This window comes from Candidatus Marithrix sp. Canyon 246, from assembly GCF_001723685.1.
Lineage (GTDB): Bacteria > Pseudomonadota > Gammaproteobacteria > Beggiatoales > Beggiatoaceae > Marithrix.
In genome coordinates this window covers 106,764-125,093 of record NZ_MCBX01000003.1, presented here as the reverse complement: position 1 = coordinate 125,093, position 18,330 = coordinate 106,764, and the positions used below count along the sequence as shown (strand labels likewise).

At 33.3% G+C, this 18,330-nt stretch carries 15 protein-coding genes; 12 read left to right on the top strand and 3 right to left on the bottom strand.

The features are described 5' to 3' along the window. The first annotated feature begins 42 nt into the window (after positions 1 to 42). The 10 genes from BHU68_RS03070 (at position 43) to BHU68_RS03025 (ending at position 13,122) form a co-directional block, all read left to right on the top strand. A complete protein-coding gene (locus BHU68_RS03070; RefSeq protein WP_069470496.1) occupies positions 43 to 1,434 on the top strand; it encodes a glycosyltransferase family 2 protein in 1,392 nt (463 codons plus the stop codon). 5 nt (positions 1,435 to 1,439) lie between these two features. Beyond that, positions 1,440 to 3,257 carry a hypothetical protein gene (locus tag BHU68_RS03065; protein ID WP_141698884.1) on the top strand — a complete coding sequence of 606 codons (1,818 nt, stop codon included), beginning with the start codon at positions 1,440 to 1,442 and terminating at the stop codon, positions 3,255 to 3,257. Further along, positions 3,257 to 5,494, top strand: a complete 2,238-nt coding sequence (locus tag BHU68_RS03060; RefSeq protein ID WP_069470498.1) for a right-handed parallel beta-helix repeat-containing protein — start codon at positions 3,257 to 3,259, stop codon at positions 5,492 to 5,494. The genes BHU68_RS03065 and BHU68_RS03060 overlap by 1 nt, the downstream gene beginning before the upstream one ends. Before the next feature lie 3 nt (positions 5,495 to 5,497). Beyond that, a complete protein-coding gene (locus BHU68_RS03055) occupies positions 5,498 to 6,289 on the top strand; it encodes a c-type cytochrome (RefSeq protein ID WP_069470499.1) in 792 nt (263 codons plus the stop codon). An 85-nt stretch (positions 6,290 to 6,374) separates the two neighbouring features. Further along, positions 6,375 to 6,617, top strand: a complete 243-nt coding sequence (locus BHU68_RS03050) for a hypothetical protein (RefSeq protein ID WP_069472799.1) — start codon at positions 6,375 to 6,377, stop codon at positions 6,615 to 6,617. Continuing rightward, a complete protein-coding gene (locus BHU68_RS03045; protein ID WP_069470501.1) occupies positions 6,610 to 6,870 on the top strand; it encodes a type II toxin-antitoxin system RelE family toxin in 261 nt (86 codons plus the stop codon). Before BHU68_RS03050 ends, BHU68_RS03045 begins: the two co-directional genes overlap by 8 nt. Before the next feature lie 43 nt (positions 6,871 to 6,913). After that, positions 6,914 to 10,063: a mechanosensitive ion channel domain-containing protein gene (locus BHU68_RS03040; protein ID WP_069470502.1), complete on the top strand. Its 3,150-nt coding sequence runs from the start codon at positions 6,914 to 6,916 to the stop codon at positions 10,061 to 10,063. Positions 10,064 to 10,180: 117 nt separating this feature from the next. Then, positions 10,181 to 10,975, top strand: coding sequence for a thymidylate synthase (locus BHU68_RS03035; RefSeq protein WP_069470503.1), 795 nt, complete (start codon positions 10,181 to 10,183; stop codon positions 10,973 to 10,975). Between the two features lie 17 nt (positions 10,976 to 10,992). Then, a complete protein-coding gene (locus BHU68_RS03030; RefSeq protein ID WP_069470504.1) occupies positions 10,993 to 12,357 on the top strand; it encodes a phosphomannomutase/phosphoglucomutase in 1,365 nt (454 codons plus the stop codon). Positions 12,358 to 12,426: 69 nt separating this feature from the next. Then, the gene (locus tag BHU68_RS03025) at positions 12,427 to 13,122 is read left to right on the top strand and encodes a type II toxin-antitoxin system MqsA family antitoxin (RefSeq protein WP_069470505.1); all 696 of its coding nucleotides are present in this window, start codon (positions 12,427 to 12,429) and stop codon (positions 13,120 to 13,122) included. 257 nt (positions 13,123 to 13,379) lie between these two features. On the opposite strand, the gene BHU68_RS03020 is transcribed toward BHU68_RS03025, so the two are convergent. Next, positions 13,380 to 15,230 (bottom strand): hypothetical protein, encoded by a 1,851-nt coding sequence (locus tag BHU68_RS03020; protein WP_069470506.1) that lies wholly within the window; start codon positions 15,228 to 15,230, stop codon positions 13,380 to 13,382. Positions 15,231 to 15,871: 641 nt separating this feature from the next. On the opposite strand from BHU68_RS03020, the gene BHU68_RS03015 reads away from it, so the two are divergent. Beyond that, positions 15,872 to 16,057 (top strand): hypothetical protein, encoded by a 186-nt coding sequence (locus BHU68_RS03015; protein WP_141698899.1) that lies wholly within the window; start codon positions 15,872 to 15,874, stop codon positions 16,055 to 16,057. Between the two features lies 1 nt (position 16,058). Here BHU68_RS03015 and folD read toward each other — a convergent pair whose 3' ends face one another. Together folD and BHU68_RS03005 are read right to left on the bottom strand one after the other, a co-directional pair. Then, a complete protein-coding gene (gene folD, locus BHU68_RS03010) occupies positions 16,059 to 16,892 on the bottom strand; it encodes a bifunctional methylenetetrahydrofolate dehydrogenase/methenyltetrahydrofolate cyclohydrolase FolD (RefSeq protein ID WP_069470508.1) in 834 nt (277 codons plus the stop codon). A 250-nt stretch (positions 16,893 to 17,142) separates the two neighbouring features. Next, positions 17,143 to 17,622, bottom strand: coding sequence for a hypothetical protein (locus BHU68_RS03005; RefSeq protein ID WP_069470509.1), 480 nt, complete (start codon positions 17,620 to 17,622; stop codon positions 17,143 to 17,145). 334 nt (positions 17,623 to 17,956) lie between these two features. Here BHU68_RS03005 and BHU68_RS16835 point away from each other — a divergent pair, with 334 nt between their 5' ends. Continuing rightward, positions 17,957 to 18,172 (top strand): hypothetical protein, encoded by a 216-nt coding sequence (locus tag BHU68_RS16835; RefSeq protein WP_141698789.1) that lies wholly within the window; start codon positions 17,957 to 17,959, stop codon positions 18,170 to 18,172. The last annotated feature ends 158 nt before the right edge of the window (positions 18,173 to 18,330 follow it).

Below are 18,330 nucleotides of genomic sequence, written 5' to 3'. Positions count from 1 at the left end.
AGCTGTTATCATAAGTGCGTCTTTTGAAACATTGATAACATTATGACCAATACAGCTAAAATACTAATAATAATTGTTACTTGGAATAAACAAAAATACGTCTTAGATCTGTTAGCAGCAGTTAATACCTTAGAATATCCTAAAGAAAATTTGGATATTTTAGTAATAGACAATGCTAGTACTGATGGTACTGTTGATGCTATCAAGCAAGATTATCCAGACATAAACCTAATTTGCAATAAAGAAAATATCGGTGGCACTGGTGGATTTAATACCGGTTTAAGCTGGGCATTTGAACAGCCATTAGAAAATTATAAATACCTCTGGTTACTTGACAATGATGTGTTAGTACATCAACGCGCCTTAACCGAACTAGTCAATTTATTAGAAGCCAAACCAGATATTGCAGTAGCAGGTTCTACCATGATGCAACTTGACTACCCTTGGCGAATTAATGAAATGGGAGCCTTTATTGATCGTGGCACCGGCTTATTAGTCTTAAATCGTCACTTAGAAAAAATTCCAGCATGGCAAGGGCGTTCAGCACAGGAATTATTAAATATAGACATAGACTTAAGCAAATATTTAATGCACTGCCAGCCTTATATGGATATAGAATATGTAGCAGCTGCTTCCTTATTAATTCGTGCAGATGTAGCTAGAGACGCTGGCTTATGGCGCGACTATTTTATTCATTTTGATGATGTCGAATGGTGCTTACGCATAGCAAAAATGGGACATCGCGTAGTAGTATCAGCTAAGTCATTGATTTGGCACCTATCAGCAGCAGCTAAAGTTCCTACATGGGTATTATATTACGATAATCGCAACATATTAGACTTATTACAAAAACACGGAGCTGACAATGCCACTCTCAAACGAATGCAAGGCTACATCCTCAAAAAAGCCCTATACTATCATCTAATAGGAAAACCAGAGTTAGCACAATTACATTATGATGCGCTAGCAGATTTTAAAGCTGGAAACTTCGGCAAAAAAGACATAAAATTACCTTATAAGTCACAAGCAAACAAAGAAATAATATCAATTTTATTAGATCCTAAGATTAAAAGGGTTTTGGTATCATGGACAGTCAATTTACAAGCAACACAACTACAAGAAGCATTTGTACAAGCAATAAAACAGCGTCCAGATTTAAGTATAGAATTTCTCACACAACCGGGTGGTAAACCAAGATTTCAAATACCCAATGCTAACTTTGTTGCTATGCCAAAGAATTTCACTCGTTGGAAAAAATACTGGCAATTACGAGGCAATTATGATTTAGTGATTCAATCAGACTATGAAGCATCATTTGGATTATCATGGTTAAAAGCAGAAATATTATATGTTAATGATGAAAACATCTGTCGCCGCCCAGCACCTAAATTTAGTGATGTTTGGAAAGCTGTTATGCGATGGATAAAGGGTTAATTTTTATGAAAAACTTACATTTATTATTAATTGCCATTTTAGGCATCTCATTAACTACACCCAGTTGGGCAATTTTAACTAAACTCTCAGAAGAAAGTCTCGCCAATTCAGAAGAACCATTTTCAAGACGCATCTATTCTTATGACTTTGATGTCAGTAAAGCTGGTATTGTTCATGCTGTCTATTCTCAACCTGTACCGGGCGGCAATAAGGCACATATTATTTATACTAGTAAACCAGTTGGTGGTACATTTCAACAAAGAAATATATTAGAAACTAATGGTTCAATTCCCTCAATTTCAACTTATTTAATATATGATGATAATACTGGTATAGTACATATTTGTTATATTGTAGAAAGAGATTTTGTTGATAAAGATGGTATTACTCATAACGGTGGTTTGGTTTATCAAACTGTTCAAAATGGCGTGATTGGACCAAAAAGAAATATTTCTTCAGGTAATTTTAATACCAAAATGCAATTAGATGCAAACGGACAAGCAATTTTTGCTCGTGAATATGAAATCTTTGTAACTGAAGATGGCACACTTCTCAGCCCTCCATTTCCTAAAGCTTTAAGAATACAATTACCAATTGCAGACGCTGAAAATAAATGGACAGATAGAGACTATGTATTACGTTTAGCTTCTCCTACTGCTCCAGCAGAAGATTACCGATTAGCTACTTTTCTATACGATAAACAAGTTGGACGTTACCATTTAACTTATGGAGATAAAAATGCTGTTGTTTTAAGAAATACATATCCAACTACAAATCCACCACTTACAGCAGGTAAAACACCAGTACCATTTCCAGCGGGAGCTGGACATAAATTATGGTATGCTTATTCAGATGATTTAAAAAACTGGTCAACATCTATAATTGATCCTAGTGGAAGTATTTCTGAAAATGAATTTTGGACTGATTTGATTTTAGATCGAAATAGAATACCCTATGTAGCGAATTTTAGATATAAAACTGATGCTAAAGGAATGCACCAAGGTAGCACTAATATTATAGGTAAATTTATTAATAGTGCATGGCAAATTCAAACTGTTGCAGGTAAAAGCACTGGTGCATCTGCATCTCGTGCAGGAATGGGACCAAAATTGACTATAGATGCTGCTGGAAATTTTCATGGAGTTTGGGATAATTCGCCTGATAAACCTATAGATGGAGAAAGTGGGCAAGCTGGTGCTGGTACAATAATGTATAGATTTAGCCCTGATGGTCAAAATTGGAATGTTAGACAAGTGGTATTACCTTATTCTGCTGAGGGTCAATGTAGAATCAAAATATTTAATAACAAATATTTATTAATGGTATTAGGTGATGCACGAGATACACATTTAAAATTTATTGAATTTCAGATGCCAACACCAACTGAAGATTTGTTAGAAATCAGCAGCGATAAAATGTTCTATGGTGTCGGTGAAACTATTAATTTTAATGCTAGACTTCAGGGAACTGCTACTAATCCAAAGGATTTATATCTCATAGCAGCAGGACCATATAACGCTATTGGAACTAACTTACAAGCAATTTCTACAACTAGATTTTACTATCTTGGTTCAGATTTAGCTACTTGGAATAATGTCGCTAGTTTTAACCAAGCACAAGCTACTGTTAAGAATTTTTCTCTCATAAATTTCAATGGAAATTTTTTAACTGCTATTGCTAGAAGCACACCGCCTTTTAACAATCCAGCGCGATATGTATTGCATAGTATAGTTAAGAATCCCGGTGTGCCACTGACTGGTTCTGAGAACAGTTTCAAATACATATTACATTTGTGTAATCAACCGCAATGTGCTGAATTATAATGATCAATCCAGTATCTATTTATATTCAGACCAAAGAGAAAATTGATCTGCTTTACATTGATGGTGATTATTCCGTAAAAGGAGTCTTTGCAGATTTTAATACTTATTATAATGATGTGCGCATAGGTGGCTATATTATTCTGCATAAAATTTACTCAGAAACTTCTGGTTCACGTGTGCTAATTGAACATCTAAAAGCTTATCGCGCTATTCCAAATCATATCGAATTGATTGAAATATCAGCTGAAATAGCAGTTTTGCATAAAAAGACTGATAAAGCTATGTACATTATGTTTCCAGAAGCTAACAGGCTGAAAAGAATACAACATAAACTGTTAGGCAAAACTCCTTGGTTCCCAGCTAAAATAGTACCAACTCCAAAATATCAGCTTCAAATCAATGTAATTGATATAGATACTAAGAAACCAATAGCAGGAGCTAAAATAATTTGTCCACAATTATTGGATAAATTTAAAATTACCGATGCAAATGGTTCTATTTTATGTGATCATTATCTTCCTAATAGATATATATTTGAAATTTCAGCCCCAGAGTATATGATTCAAGATGATCTATTTATAGATATTTCAGCAGAAAAATTATTACATAAATCCACAATTCCTTTAAAAAAAAAGCCACCTAAAGTAATAATATTACCCACCTTGATGATTAAGGTGGTTGATAATTTACTAAAGAAACCAATTTCAAACGCTAAACTTTCCTGTTATCAATTATCTCCATTAATTACTAATCAGGATGGTAATATCTCTTTTGAACGATGTTTACCAGATCAATATAGCTTTGATATTACAGCAGATGCTTATCACTCTCAGCAGCAGATTCCAATTGAAATTGCAGCAACACCAACATTACAAAGCTTTACCATTGAATTAGAAATGCAATGGGCATTGTTTGAGCGCATGAATTTGATTAATCAAATTGAAATTCCAGCGCGTTTCTCAAAAGCAAGTAATTCATATAAATCTATTATTCCAGCAGAAGAATTTACTGCTAAACGCTTATTTAAAGAAATAGCGGCATTAGCAAAGACTGGAGGTGAAATTCACTTACCAGAGGGGCAACTTGAATTAACTGAAACTTTAAAATTACCCTCTAATCTACGTTTAATTGGAATTGCTGGCAAAACTGAATTGATATTTAAAGATGTTGATTTTGGTTTAATGATTCAGAATCATAATGGAATTGAAGTAGAAAATTTAAGAATTCGTCATCAAGGCACACATAAATTCTGTGCTGCTATTTTTATCACTCAAGCAACTGACTTAATTTTTTCCAATGTAGAAATTATTAAACCTCGCGCTGTAGGATTTCTATTTGCTGATAATGTACATAGAACACGATTAGCACATTGTTCTGTTTATGAAGCTAATTTAGTTGGTTTTATGATGGTACGCAATGTTTGGGATACCATATTACAATCTTGTGTAGCAGAAGGTTGTAAACAAGGTGGAGTTTTTTTAACTGATCTGAAATTACCTTCGCATATTGATCCCTTAGATTTTCACAATCAAATACATCATACTACTGAAATAATTGGAAATTTCGCCCCATTTGATCCACTAGATCCTCTACCATATCGCAATAGCTTAATAGATTGTACATTTCGTTATAATCGTAAAATGGGTATTACTACCGATGGAGTAGGCAATCTAAATGTGGTTAATTGCGTGATTGCCAACAATGATTGTGAAGGTATTACTATTGATAATGGCTCATGGGGTTGCCAAATACTCAATTGTCATATTTATAATAACGGCAGACGTGGTTTACAAGATGAAACGGAATTAAATCAAGATTTTGTTGAACAAATGGGAATTATGGAAGATGGTAGTTCAAAAGCCAAATTACCCGGAATCAGTCTCGATAATGCCGCTTATTGTCGTATTGAAAATAATTCAATTGAAGACAATTGGGGAGATGGAATAAAATTTGTACGCTCAGTTTATGCCTGTACAGCAGCAAATAATCTGATAACTAACAATAACAAAGGCAGAAATGACAAATTTCATTTCTTTGGCGTATTGATTGGTGTCGCACAACGCCAACATCCAGAACAAAGTGATTTTCCTAGTTGCCATAATAAAATTATTAATAATGATATAATAGGAAAACATTATGCTGGGGTTCATCTTTTAGCAACAACAAGTCATAACCTTGTAAAAGATAACCGTATTATTGATGCTATTTTTACAGATATTGAAGATCATACAAATTAAATTATGAAAAAAAATCTTATACTTTTCTTATTATTATTAGTAGCACCTCAAGCACAAAGTGAAGCTCAACTAAGCTTCAAAGACAAGGGAATGATAGTCAAACTCAGCACTATGAAAGCTATTGTTCCACCTACAAATGTCACCGTTTTAGAACCTCATGAACAGAAATTGATGCAATTTTCTGCGATTTCGGTTAATGCTTTGTTCGATCATTTATTTGGTAAGTCTTGGCAAAAACATGAACAAGTTTTATTTACTGCTAATGATGGTTATCAATCTTCCATTCCAGTTAAAACTTTCCTTCAACATAATAGCTTTTTAGCTTATCAAAAAACTAATAGGACTAATTTTCAAATTATTAATTATCTTCAAAATAAAGAGCAAGCCCAATTGGGACCATTTTATTTAATTTGGGATAATATATTTGACGCTAAATTATGGCCCTATCAAGTTATAGCAATTGAATTTGTGACATTTGCTGAAAAATTCCCTAAAGTGTCACCCCCAGCAAATAGCAACGCGCCAACTAAGCGCGGATTTATAGTTTTTAAAAACTTTTGTATGAATTGTCATTCAATTAATGGAGATGGTGGCAAAAAAATGATAGATTTAAACTATCCTATCAATGTGACAGAATATATGGAAGAAGAGCAACTGAAAAAATTAATCCGTAATCCATTGAGTGTTTCTCCTTATAGGAGAATGCCAGCATTTCCCAATATGGAAAATCGAGAGCAACAAATTGATGATCTCATTGCTTATTTAAAAACTATGTCTGCACATAAATTAAAATAATAAAAATAACAATCGAAAAAGCACTGAATCGTGATACTATTAAGTTATGAACTGATATGAAATATTACTTAATTAAGAGGTCATTATGATGCTAACTGAAGTTATTGATAAAGTACAATTTGTAGTAGATACAAAAGGTAATAAAAAAGCAGCACAGCTTGATTTTCCAATTTGGGAAGCACTTGTTCAATACTTAAAAGAAATTGAACAATATGCTACTGAAGAATTATTAGAAATGCCGGGCATAGTGGATGCCATAGAACAGTCTAAACAGCGAATGCAATCTGGAAAATTTGTTCGTTATGAAGATATTAAACGCAATGTATGAATTAAGACTAGATCAAGATGCAGAAAAGCTTTATAAGAAAGCTGATGTTAATCTAGCACGACGTTTAAATCGTTGTTTTGATCGTTTACGTCAAAATCCATATAAACATCCTAATACCAAGCCATTAAAAGGTATTTTAACTGGACTTTATCGTTGTAGGGTAGGTGATTGGCGAATCATTTATGAAGTATTTGAGACCGAACAAGTTGTAAACATTTTACAAATTATTCATCGTAGTAAAGCTTATCGTTAAGATTATTTAACATAAATTATTAATAATTTTTAGGAACATATATATGAAATATTACTTACTTATACTTTATCTAATCATAAATACTGCTTATGCAGAACCAGATATAAATTCCTCTTCTAATGAGGAGGCGAAACACTTAGAAGAAATTCTGAAAAATGTGACAATACAGTCACTAAAAAAACATAAACGACGTATTCATCAACAACAAAGATTATTAAAAACAGAAGAAACTACTTTCTTAATTCAAGAGCGAATTTGGCAAAAGAGAAAACTTAGTCAATCACTGTTAAAAAAAGCCGCTTCTGAAAGACAAAAGGCTAATGACAAACGCAAAGCTTTACGTTTAGAGCGTCAAAAAATTAATCTTGAGGCAGAACAACAGGTTCTTACCACACTTCAAGAACAAAAAATATCACAAGCGATTTTAATACAAACTAAGATCGTTGATCTTAATAAAAAATTATTGGAATTAATTAATTCCAGAATGGAAATCGCGATTAAACGAACTGTTTTTGCTATTAATTGGCATAGTCAATTAAAAATTGCTAATCAACAAAGCTTAGTTGCTGAACAAGAACAAGCTATCTTAGCTGCTAAAACAACCTTAGAACGAAAACAAGAACGTTTGCAGCAAGCACAAGAAAATTTACCTAATGAAATTTCCAATTTAGAAACCATACAAGTCAATTTAGACACTCTAACTAAGATCTTAGAAAAATCTGCCTTAGAAAAAGATAGAGTAGAAGTTGAACTCAATAATCTAGCTTTAGAACGTCAAAGCTCTCAAGCTCATTTTGAAAAACAAACTCAAAAACTATCTCAACGACAAACACAATTAGAAGAATTTCGTAATAAGCCAGTTACTGATGAACAATTAGCAATACATGAAGCCAGAATTTTAGAACGCGAACATAAAATAAAATTAAAACAAAAGAAATTAGATTTAGAACAACAACAAATTGATATTCTTCTTCAACGTATTCAACAAGCCGAAAAACGTTTAAAACTTGCTATGACTTGGTATGATAAATTACAAGCCTTTTATCCCAAATACTATCAACAAGCCGTCGAACGCGAGATGGAACAAAAACAACAGCATTATCTATCTATTGCTGCTACATTTCGTTGGCAATTAAATAAACTCGCTGATAGCGATTCAGTACAAGCTGATTTATTAAATCTACAATTACAACAACAAAATGAATTAGCACAACAAGTTGTACGTTTATTTAAAAATAAACATCGACAACAACAATTATCACAATGGCAAAATATCGCGAAAACCCGCAAGGCTGCAACAGATATTTCTGAAACTCAATTAACAGAGACAAATGCTTTAATTGAAAAAGTTAATATCTTATTAAAAGAAGTTAATAATTCACAAAGTTTTTTACAACAAAAATTATCTATCTTAGATAAACAAGATAAATTATTAAAAAAACGTAGCGATGATTTAAGTCGTCAAGAATTAAGATATAAGAAAAAAGCACAACGAGTTTTAATCCAACTCAGGAAAAGTTTAGCAACCGAATCAAAACAATTGCCTAAATTATTAGAAACTGGCGAAAAAGTACAAGCTTCATTGCAAAGTGCTTATAAAAGCAATTTACGTTTATTATTATCTAAACCTAGAACCTTGCCTTCTAATACCAATGAATGGAATGCTTTTCTTAGAGAAATAAAAACCTTACCAGATTTTTTCATAGAACAATTTAAAGTAGCATGGCAAAGTGTAAGCTTAATACTTGTAATAATAATATTATTAATTCTCTTACTTAGAAAATTTATTATTCATCAACAACCAAAACTCTACCGACAACTACGCTGGATTATAATTGTTTTAACAATATTAAGCATTATCACTGCATTAGCACATATCAAAGATGAGGCTAATACAATAATATTATCCCTAAATATGCTAGATTTTATTGATAGTATATTTATGATATTACTATCTTTAATAGTATTGCCGCTAATACGTATCAGCTCATTGATTATGAAATCATTACCCGAAACCACAGAAGCTCATTGGGTATTAGTAATTCGTCTAACTACTTTAGTATTACCATTCTTCATTTTAGTAATTGCAATAACTGGTTTAATTGGTTATATCAATTTAGGATGGACAATTGCGAAACAATTAAGTATATTTTTAGCAGTATTAATTGTTTGGATGGTAGCGGGTGGAATTGTTAATTCATTGATTAAATTTTTGCATTGTAAAACTTCTGCAAACAATAATTTATTAAAACAAGTATTAATACCTTTAACATCTCAAATCCTAAATATTAGTATATTTGTTTTAGCACTATTTATATTATTTTCAATAACAGGATGGTCATCAGATGTCGCGGTGCAGGATAAGCTTAAACAAATTTTAGATTTTTCCTTATTTTCAGTAAGTGAAAATCAAAACATGACACTAGGTACTGCTTTATTAGGAATTTTTACACTTATCATAGTATTTTGGCTAGCTCATTGGTCACGCAAACTAGCAGAACAATGGTTATTTGCTAATTTCGCTGATGAAGGAGTACGACAAAGTTTATCAGTATTTACACAATATACTATTATCGCACTTGGATTTTTAGTAACATTACAAGTATTAGGGATAGATCCCACAACATTAGCGGTATTTGCTGGTGCTTTAGGTATTGGTATAGGATTTGGATTACAACATATTGCTAGTAACTTTATCAGTGGGCTTTTATTATTAATGCAACGCCCATTAAAAACTGGCGACTATATAAAAATTGGCGATGATGAAGGTAATGTGTCAAGAATTGGAATAAATAATGTCAGTATTATTACACCTGATCGTGAAGATGTCATAATTCCAAATTCTGAATTGCTTAATGGTCATCTAATTAACCGCAATCATTCTGATCAGATATTACGTAAACATTTCAATGTTAGTATTAGTTATGAAGACGATCCTTATGCCGCTGAAAAAATTATTAAATCAGTGCTAGATCAATTTTCTGAAATTATCAGCGAGCCTAGTTATAAAGTATTCTTATCGGAATTTGCCGAATATCAAGTCAAGTTTCGTATTAATTATTTTATTGATCAAAGGAATACCAATGCTTTCGAGCTGCAATCTAAAATCTTATTTGCTATTTGGGATAGCTTCAAAGAGGCAGGCATAAAGATGCCATATCCTCAACAAGATGTGCATTTAAAACAAATGTGATTTTAATTTAATAGTCTGAATGGTGGGTTTAGCTTCGCTGACTTCGTATCGCTATCGCTCTACCCACCATTCATAAACAATTAATTAACATTAAATTAAGTAACTCTGTTTAAAGTAATGAGACAATATTTAAGTTTAATGCAACAAATTTTAGAGCATGGCGTTCAAAAAGATGATAGAACCGGTACTGGTACCTTGTCACTTTTTGGACCACAAATGCGCTTTGATTTATCGCAAGGTTTCCCTCTTTTAACTACTAAGAAACTTCATAGTCGCAGTATAATTTATGAGTTGTTATGGTTTTTAAAGGGCGAAACTAATATTCAGTACCTAGTTGATAATAATGTACATATTTGGGATGCGTGGGCAGATGAAAAAGGAGACTTGGGACCAGTTTATGGTTCTCAATGGCGATCATGGCCCACTTGCGATGATCAATCTATTGATCAAATTAGTCAATTAATTACTGATATTAAAACTAATCCTGATTCCAGACGCTTAATTGTGTCTGCATGGAATGTTGCTGAAATTGAAAATATGGCTTTACCGCCATGTCATTTATTATTTCAATTCTATGTAGCTAAGGGTAAGCTTTCTTGTCAACTATACCAACGTAGTGCTGATTTTTTTATAGGTGTGCCATTTAACATTGCTAGTTATGCTTTATTAACACATTTAGTTGCAGAACAATGTGATTTGGAAGTCGGAGAATTTATTTGGACAGGTGGCGATGTACACTTATATTTAAATCATATAGAACAAGTGAAATTACAATTAAGTCGTCAAACTTATGAATTACCACAACTAATTATAAAAGATAAACCTACTGATATTTTTAGCTATAAATTTGAAGACTTTGAAATAATTAATTATCAAAGTCATCCACATATAAAAGCCTCAGTGGCAGTTTAATTTAAAGGAAATGCAATATGTCTATTTTTAAAGCCTACGATATTCGCGGAATCGTTGGAGAATCTTTAACACCTGAAATTGTGACACAAGTTGGTCAAGCTATTGGTAGTGAAGCCGCTGCACAAAATCAAGCTAAAGTTGTTGTTGCACGCGATGGACGCTTATCTGGTCCATCTTTAATAGAAGCTTTAATTACCGGTTTAGAAATGGCTGGGCGTGAAGTTATAGATATTGGTATGGTACCTACACCAGTATTGTATTTTGCTACTAATTTTTTGAATACTGGTACTGGTGTTATGCTGACTGGTAGTCATAATCCTGCTAATTATAATGGTTTAAAGATGATGATTGCAGGAAACACCTTATCAGGAGATACGATTCAAGGTCTGAAAAAACGTATAGATACAGGTGATTTAGTCACAGGAAACGGATCACGAACTACGGCTGATCTTTATAATGATTATATTTCACGTATTACTAGTGATATTAAATTAGAGCGTCCATTTAAAGTAGTAATTGATTGCGGTAATGGTGTAGCAGGAGTCATGGTTCCTGACCTAATTAAAAAGTTAGGATGTGAAGTAGTTGAATTATATACTGAAGTTGATGGAACTTTCCCTAATCATCACCCTGATCCTAGTGTTCTAAAAAATTTAGATGACTTGATTAAGACAGTAAAAACAGAAGACGCTGACATCGGATTAGCTTTTGATGGAGATGGAGATCGCTTAGGAGTAGTAGATAAACAAGGGCGTGTAATTTGGCCAGATCGCCAAATGATTTTATATGCTACTGACTTATTAGGTCGTCATCCCGGAGCAGAAATTATTTTTGATGTAAAATGTAGTCGCCATTTACCTAATGCTATTTCTAAAGCCGGCGGTAAGCCTAAAATGTGGAAAACAGGGCACTCATTTATAAAATCAGAAATGAAACAGAGTGGAGCTTTATTAGGCGGAGAAATGAGCGGTCATATTTTCTTTAAAGAACGCTGGTATGGTTTTGATGATGCTTTATATACTGCTGCTAGATTATTAGAAATATTATCAAAAGACAGCCGCGCCCCGGAAGAAGTATTTGCAAGCTTACCAGATGCAGTTAATACTCCAGAAATAAAATTAGAATTTAAAGAATTTGGAGAACATTATGAATTCATGGACAAAATTGCAAACAGCTTCAAATTTGAAGGAGCAAAAGTAACCACTATTGACGGCTTACGAGCAGACTTTGAAGATGCTTGGGGATTAGTACGCCCATCTAATACCACACCATGCTTAGTATTTCGCTTTGAAGCCGATAATGAAGCTGCACTAAGCAGAATACAAAAACAGTTTAGTGAGCAATTATTGGCTATAGATAGTAATTTAGAATTGCCGTTTTAACATTAACTATTAAACCTGACAGGTTTTTAAAACCTGTCAGGTTTGATTTATTTGTGATATAGATTTATAATGCACTATATTATCATTTGCCATGAGGTACAACTTAAAGCCAGAATAGATGATCTTGAAACACAGGAGAGTTTAAAAGCTTTAGCTAATAATCCATGTCCACATGGTGCTATAAAGCTGCAAAGTTATGAAAATCGTTATCGTATTCGAGTGGGGGATTATCGTATTATCTACGAAATATGGGATAATATTTTAGTTGTGGTAGTAACTGCTACCTGCGGACAAGCATTTACCAGTAGTCTTGGACATGATGCCTTAGATGAAGCTTATCGTGAATATCGCCGTCGTCATAACTTGTTACAACCTGAAGAAATTCGCAATTGGCGTGAACAATATGGATTAACTCAAAAAGAATTCAATAGTTTGCTAGGTTGGAAAGAAAGAACTCTTAGCAAATATGAGAATGGTGCCTTACAAGAAGAATCGCAAGATATATTACTTAAATTTGCACTAAAACCTATTAACTTGTTACAACTGATAAAAAGGAAACCAGAAGCGGTTAATTCTGATAAACGGGCAACCCTAATTGAACAATTATCATCTAATCAATCCTTAGAAAAGCATTTAGACTATCTTTATGCAGCATGGGGCAATCGCAGATCGGAAGCAAATGATAACAATCTTTTAGATTCTAATAAAAAACAAATATTAAAAATGGTCAACAAATCGCCTTTAGCGACAAATAATACACTATAAAATCAAAAGATAGTAATTTACAACTGACAGGGTACGACCACTAAGGCGGTTCATCAGCATGGTGAAACTCCCTGTTAAAGTATGCCATAACTTTATAGTTGAAAGCAACTGCATTACCGTGAGGCAAGCTGGAGAGTCCATTCAATTTACCCATTAGTGGTACGTTCAATTGCTTTGAATCGCTGAGCATCCTCAACCGATAATTTTTCAATGAGATCATTTAACAAGTGGTATCAACACTAAATTCTAGTATTTTATCACAAGACTAAACTAATTTTTACACGAACAATTTCCGAACATAGCGTATCCATCCAATTATCAATACCCTTACCTTCTAAATTAAAAAAAGCATAAAAAGTATATTCACCAGCTAGTTCAGGTATTACTGGAATATCTTTTAAAATATGATAATTAGTCTCTATTTTATTCTTAATATCTGTCTGAAAAGCTACTGGGAGTAAATTAAATATATTAACTCCACTATTATCTCGATAGAAAATAGGTCCATTAGGTAGCCTCAAAGCCAGCCACAAGTCAGCACGCTCACAAATAGAATTTGGAAAAAATTTTACCTTTAAATCTATATTCATCTTTTCACCAATGGCATAACTTGGTTTTATTCCTACAAATTCTAAAGGGGAAATATTAGTATTAATAATAGCTTTTTCTACTATACCCTCAAATGAGGCAACAAAAGCATCACCATAATTACCACCTTGAAATTGTTCTAAATAAGCACCTTTTGTAGTAACAAATTCAGGTGAGTTTGTCCATCCTATGGCAAACACTTGATTCGCAGACGTTATAGCAAGATGGGTAACTTCATCATACTCTTTGCCACCAACAAATATTGAACTATGCAACTCACTAAGTTTATTATCAAAACTAGTCACAAAACCTTCAAATCCACCCTGAGCTTGCCCTCCTTCTGTATTTGGAAAGTGTGCTGAAATAGTTTTACCAGCTACCACGATTTCACCACTTGCAGCTAAACCCAAACTATTAATAACTTCAACCTGTAATAAAGTAGCTGCTTCTAATTGAGATAGTTGTGAATTAAATTTAGCTACAAAACCATTAGTTCTATCTGGAGACTTAGTCAAATAAGCAGCTTCGGTTGTTGGAAAATTTAATGATTTGGTCGAACCTGCTACAATAATTTCAGAGTTTGGACCAATAATTAAAGTTTTAATCTCATCCGTAGAATCAGTATTATCAGGATTTTTTCCACCACCAAGAAAGCTTGCAGCCACTAATTGGCTAAAATTTGGATCCAATCTCGCAATAAAAGCTTCTGCATTATCATCAGATTTACCTAAATAAGCATTCTCGGTGGTAGGAAAATTAACAGACCAAGTTTTACCAGCTACTACAACCTCTCCATTGTTATCAATAGCAAGCGTATTAATAAAATCACCGTTACTACCACCTAAAAAGCTTGCAGCACGTAATTGTGTTAAATTAGCATCTAATCGAGCAATAAAACCATCTCCATATGAGCTACCTTGATATTGTTTCATATAAGCCCCTTCAGTAGTAGGAAAATCAACAGAACCAGTCCATCCTGCCACTACTATATCTCCGTTTTCTGCAACTGCAATTGCTCTAATATAATCCTCATTATTACCACCTAATAAACTAGCACTATGCAACTTAGTTAAATTAGCATCGAATCTTGCAATAAAACTATCTGCTTTACCTTTATGTCTTGAATATGCTCCATCCGTCACTGGAAAATCAGAAGAACGAGTGATGCCAGCTACTATAATGTCGCCATTTGGCGCGATAGTTAGAGCTTGAATAGTATCATCACCATTTCCACCAAAATATGTAGCGGCGCGTAATTGTGTTAGATTCGCATCTAATCTAACAATTAATGCATCAAAATTTCCTTGATATGTATTTAAATAAGCCCCTGCTGGAATAGAATAATTTGGTGAATTGGTTCGTAAAGCGACTATAACATCACCATTATCTGCGATAGCAAGAGCATGAGTGATTTCAAACTCTTTTGAACCTAAAAAGCTTGAATTTAATAATGTAACTGCGGCAAACGTTACTTCAGTGGAAAGCATAAGAATGATTGCTAATATAGTTTGCTTTAACATAAAAAGACCCTTTTTAAAAAGATATACTAATAGTATATACCTATTTAAATCGAAAATCCATTAACTGCATGACTTTCAAAAAAATTTTGTTTCCAAAATAAGCTTTCCTGTAGTGTCACTTATATGAGAATGATAGGTAGCTTTAAGTATATTATTATTTATAATATACAATTTACCAATAGTAAAACAACTGATGTTACGCACCCCGATTCCTGTCAATTTTCTCAGTTGCCCCTTTCAGGGGGGGCGGGAAGTTCAATGCGTAACATCAGTATATAATTAGTAATTATATCATTATATGAAAGAAGTAACACACTTATCTCCATAATCCGTTGTACTTCATGAAAAATATTAACCATATAACAACATTAACTCTAGTAACCCAACATTTGACTATTTAACTCTATTTAGTACAACGGATTTACGGAATAAACGGATTTTTTTGCTATTTATCATTAGTTCTTATATAAGGAGTTTCAAAATGAAAAAAATCAAAGTAGTAGGTGGAACAGAACCATTTAAATGGACTTGGCAAGATAAAGATGGTGTGTTACATGACACTAACTTTGGTTTTTATCAATACTTCAATTGAAGTGAAAATATAAATGGCGAATTCCAGCAGGTCATTTAAGTTCTGTTTTTTGGAAAACCCCATTGAATGCTCAAGCTTATACAGAAAAATCGGTGAAACTGCATCTTTACAAGCAAGAGGAGCAGATACAGTAAAATGGTCAAGTCAACTTGGACAACTAAGCTCCTTAGAAGGCAAAAGAGTAACTTACATCGCCCCAAAAACCAATGACGTAGAAATAATAAATTTGGGGTAATTTATCCCTGACCAGCCTGTAAAGTATTTTCCAATAAAGTGGCTACAGTCATTGGACCAACTCCACCCGGCACTGGAGTTATCCAACTTGCGCGTTCAGAAGCCGCTTCAAATTCTACATCACCAACTAACTTGCCATTTTCTAGTCTATTAATTCCAACATCAATCACAATTGCGCCCGATTTAATCCATTCACCTTTCACAAAATTAGGTTTACCTACAGCAGCTACTACAATATCTGCATTAGCAATTTTTTCTTGTAAATTACGGGTACGGCTATGACATACTGTGATCGTACAACGAGCTGCTAATAATTCTAATGCCATTGGACGACCAACTATATTCGATTGTCCAACAATAACAGCGTCTAAACCTGTTAAGTCAATGTCGGTATGTGCCAATAATGTCATGACTCCTTTAGGCGTACATGAACGTAATAGCGGCATACGTAGAGCCAAACGTCCAACATTATAAGGATGAAAACCATCAACATCTTTTTTTGGCAAGATACGTTCTAACACCAAATCACTATCTATATGATCTGGTAACGGTAATTGCACCAAAATTCCATCAATTTCATTGTCATTATTTAATTTTTCAAGCAATACCAATAATTCATCTTCAGATGTATTTGCAGGTAATTCAAAGGCTTGTGAATTAATCCCTACTTCAGCACAAGCATTGCGTTTATGACGTACATAAACTTGTGATGCTGGATTATCGCCAACACGTATAACTGCCAAACCCGGTGCGCGTTTAAGTGCAGCCACTTGTGTTTTTACAAGTTGACGTTGTTGTGCCGCTATTGCTTTACCATCTAATATTTTTGCTGTCATATTACTAATGTGGTTGTATTTGTTTTAAATAGAAAGTTCATATATATGATATTATAGCAAATAAACATAAAAAATATAGAAATCCTGCCAGATCAGCCGCTTTTGCTCGTCTAAGTCCATCTATAATTTCAAAAGTTTTTTCCAAATTATAACCAACCATTTCGATGTAGTTTAACTTCCGACTACGAAAGACCTGACAGGTTTTTAAAACCTGTCAGGTCTAATTTAGCATCAGTCCAATCTACTCAAATTAAATAATTGTTATTTTGATAACTCCATTACCACCTGCGCCAAAATTCTTAGGCATGATTGAAGATCCACTATTGTAACCATTTTCACCTTTTCCAAATCCAGATTGAGCTAGTGAATCTTCACCTCTATTAGATTTAGAAATTTTTCCATTTTTACTTGATATATATGCAATTCCGCCATCTCCTGCCCACATACCACCAGCTGCTATACCATAAACTTCATAGTTACCAGTTTTTGGCACTGTCCAAGTGCCGCTTTTAAGTAATAAGCTACTTACATCTAAATAGGCTTTATCAAGAGATACATCAGTATCATTATGGTTAAGCAAAGTAACAAAGAATTCTCCTGATGTCTTTTTAGGAAAAGTATATCTTGTAATATCTTTAGTTTTGTAATGATAGTGTCGTTTGCCGTTAATCTTAGAATTGCCTAAAAAACCTGTATATCCACCAGTCTCGAATGCTGAATCGTTATCCATATTTGGATCATATGTAGCATTTCCTATTATTGAAATAATAAGAGGCTTTGAGTTAGAGGTGGTTTTTATATGTAATGCAATCTCTGTATGGCTTGTTATATTATTACCTTTGATATGGTCTGTGTATTACAGTCTTTCCTTCTCCATTGATACCTGCTTTCAATATTCTGTATCCTTCACGCTCTTCTAAAATATATGCATTTAAAGAGAAAGTGGAAGTTTTACTTTCAGTTTTCCATCTACAGGATCTTTAACTATAAAAAAATCGCTAATACGTGAAATATAGTCAGGAATAGTAAGCATAGAACGGTCTTGCAAATTATCGTTAGATATAGTGGAAGTGGAACTACCTGACAATTTATTTAATATAATCTCTGAGCTATTCAAGCCAGTATCAATTATATTAATAGAGAGACCTTTAAGATTACTATCTTCTTCTGTTACTGCTACTGTATTGCCTTCAGTGTTTGTTTGTAATGGTGTGATACTTGCGACACTAACTGAAAAAGTTATCTCTGAAAATAAAATACCATCTGTAATCTTAACTTGAACAGAGTAGTTATTACCTGCCGCTGATTCAGGCGGTGTCCAACTAGCCCTGAGTTGATATTAATTGTCATACCATCTGGATTTTCCACTAATGTGTGCAATTAAACCTGACAGGTTTGTCTAAAAAGTTGACTAAGTTATTTCAAGCACGTTCCTTAA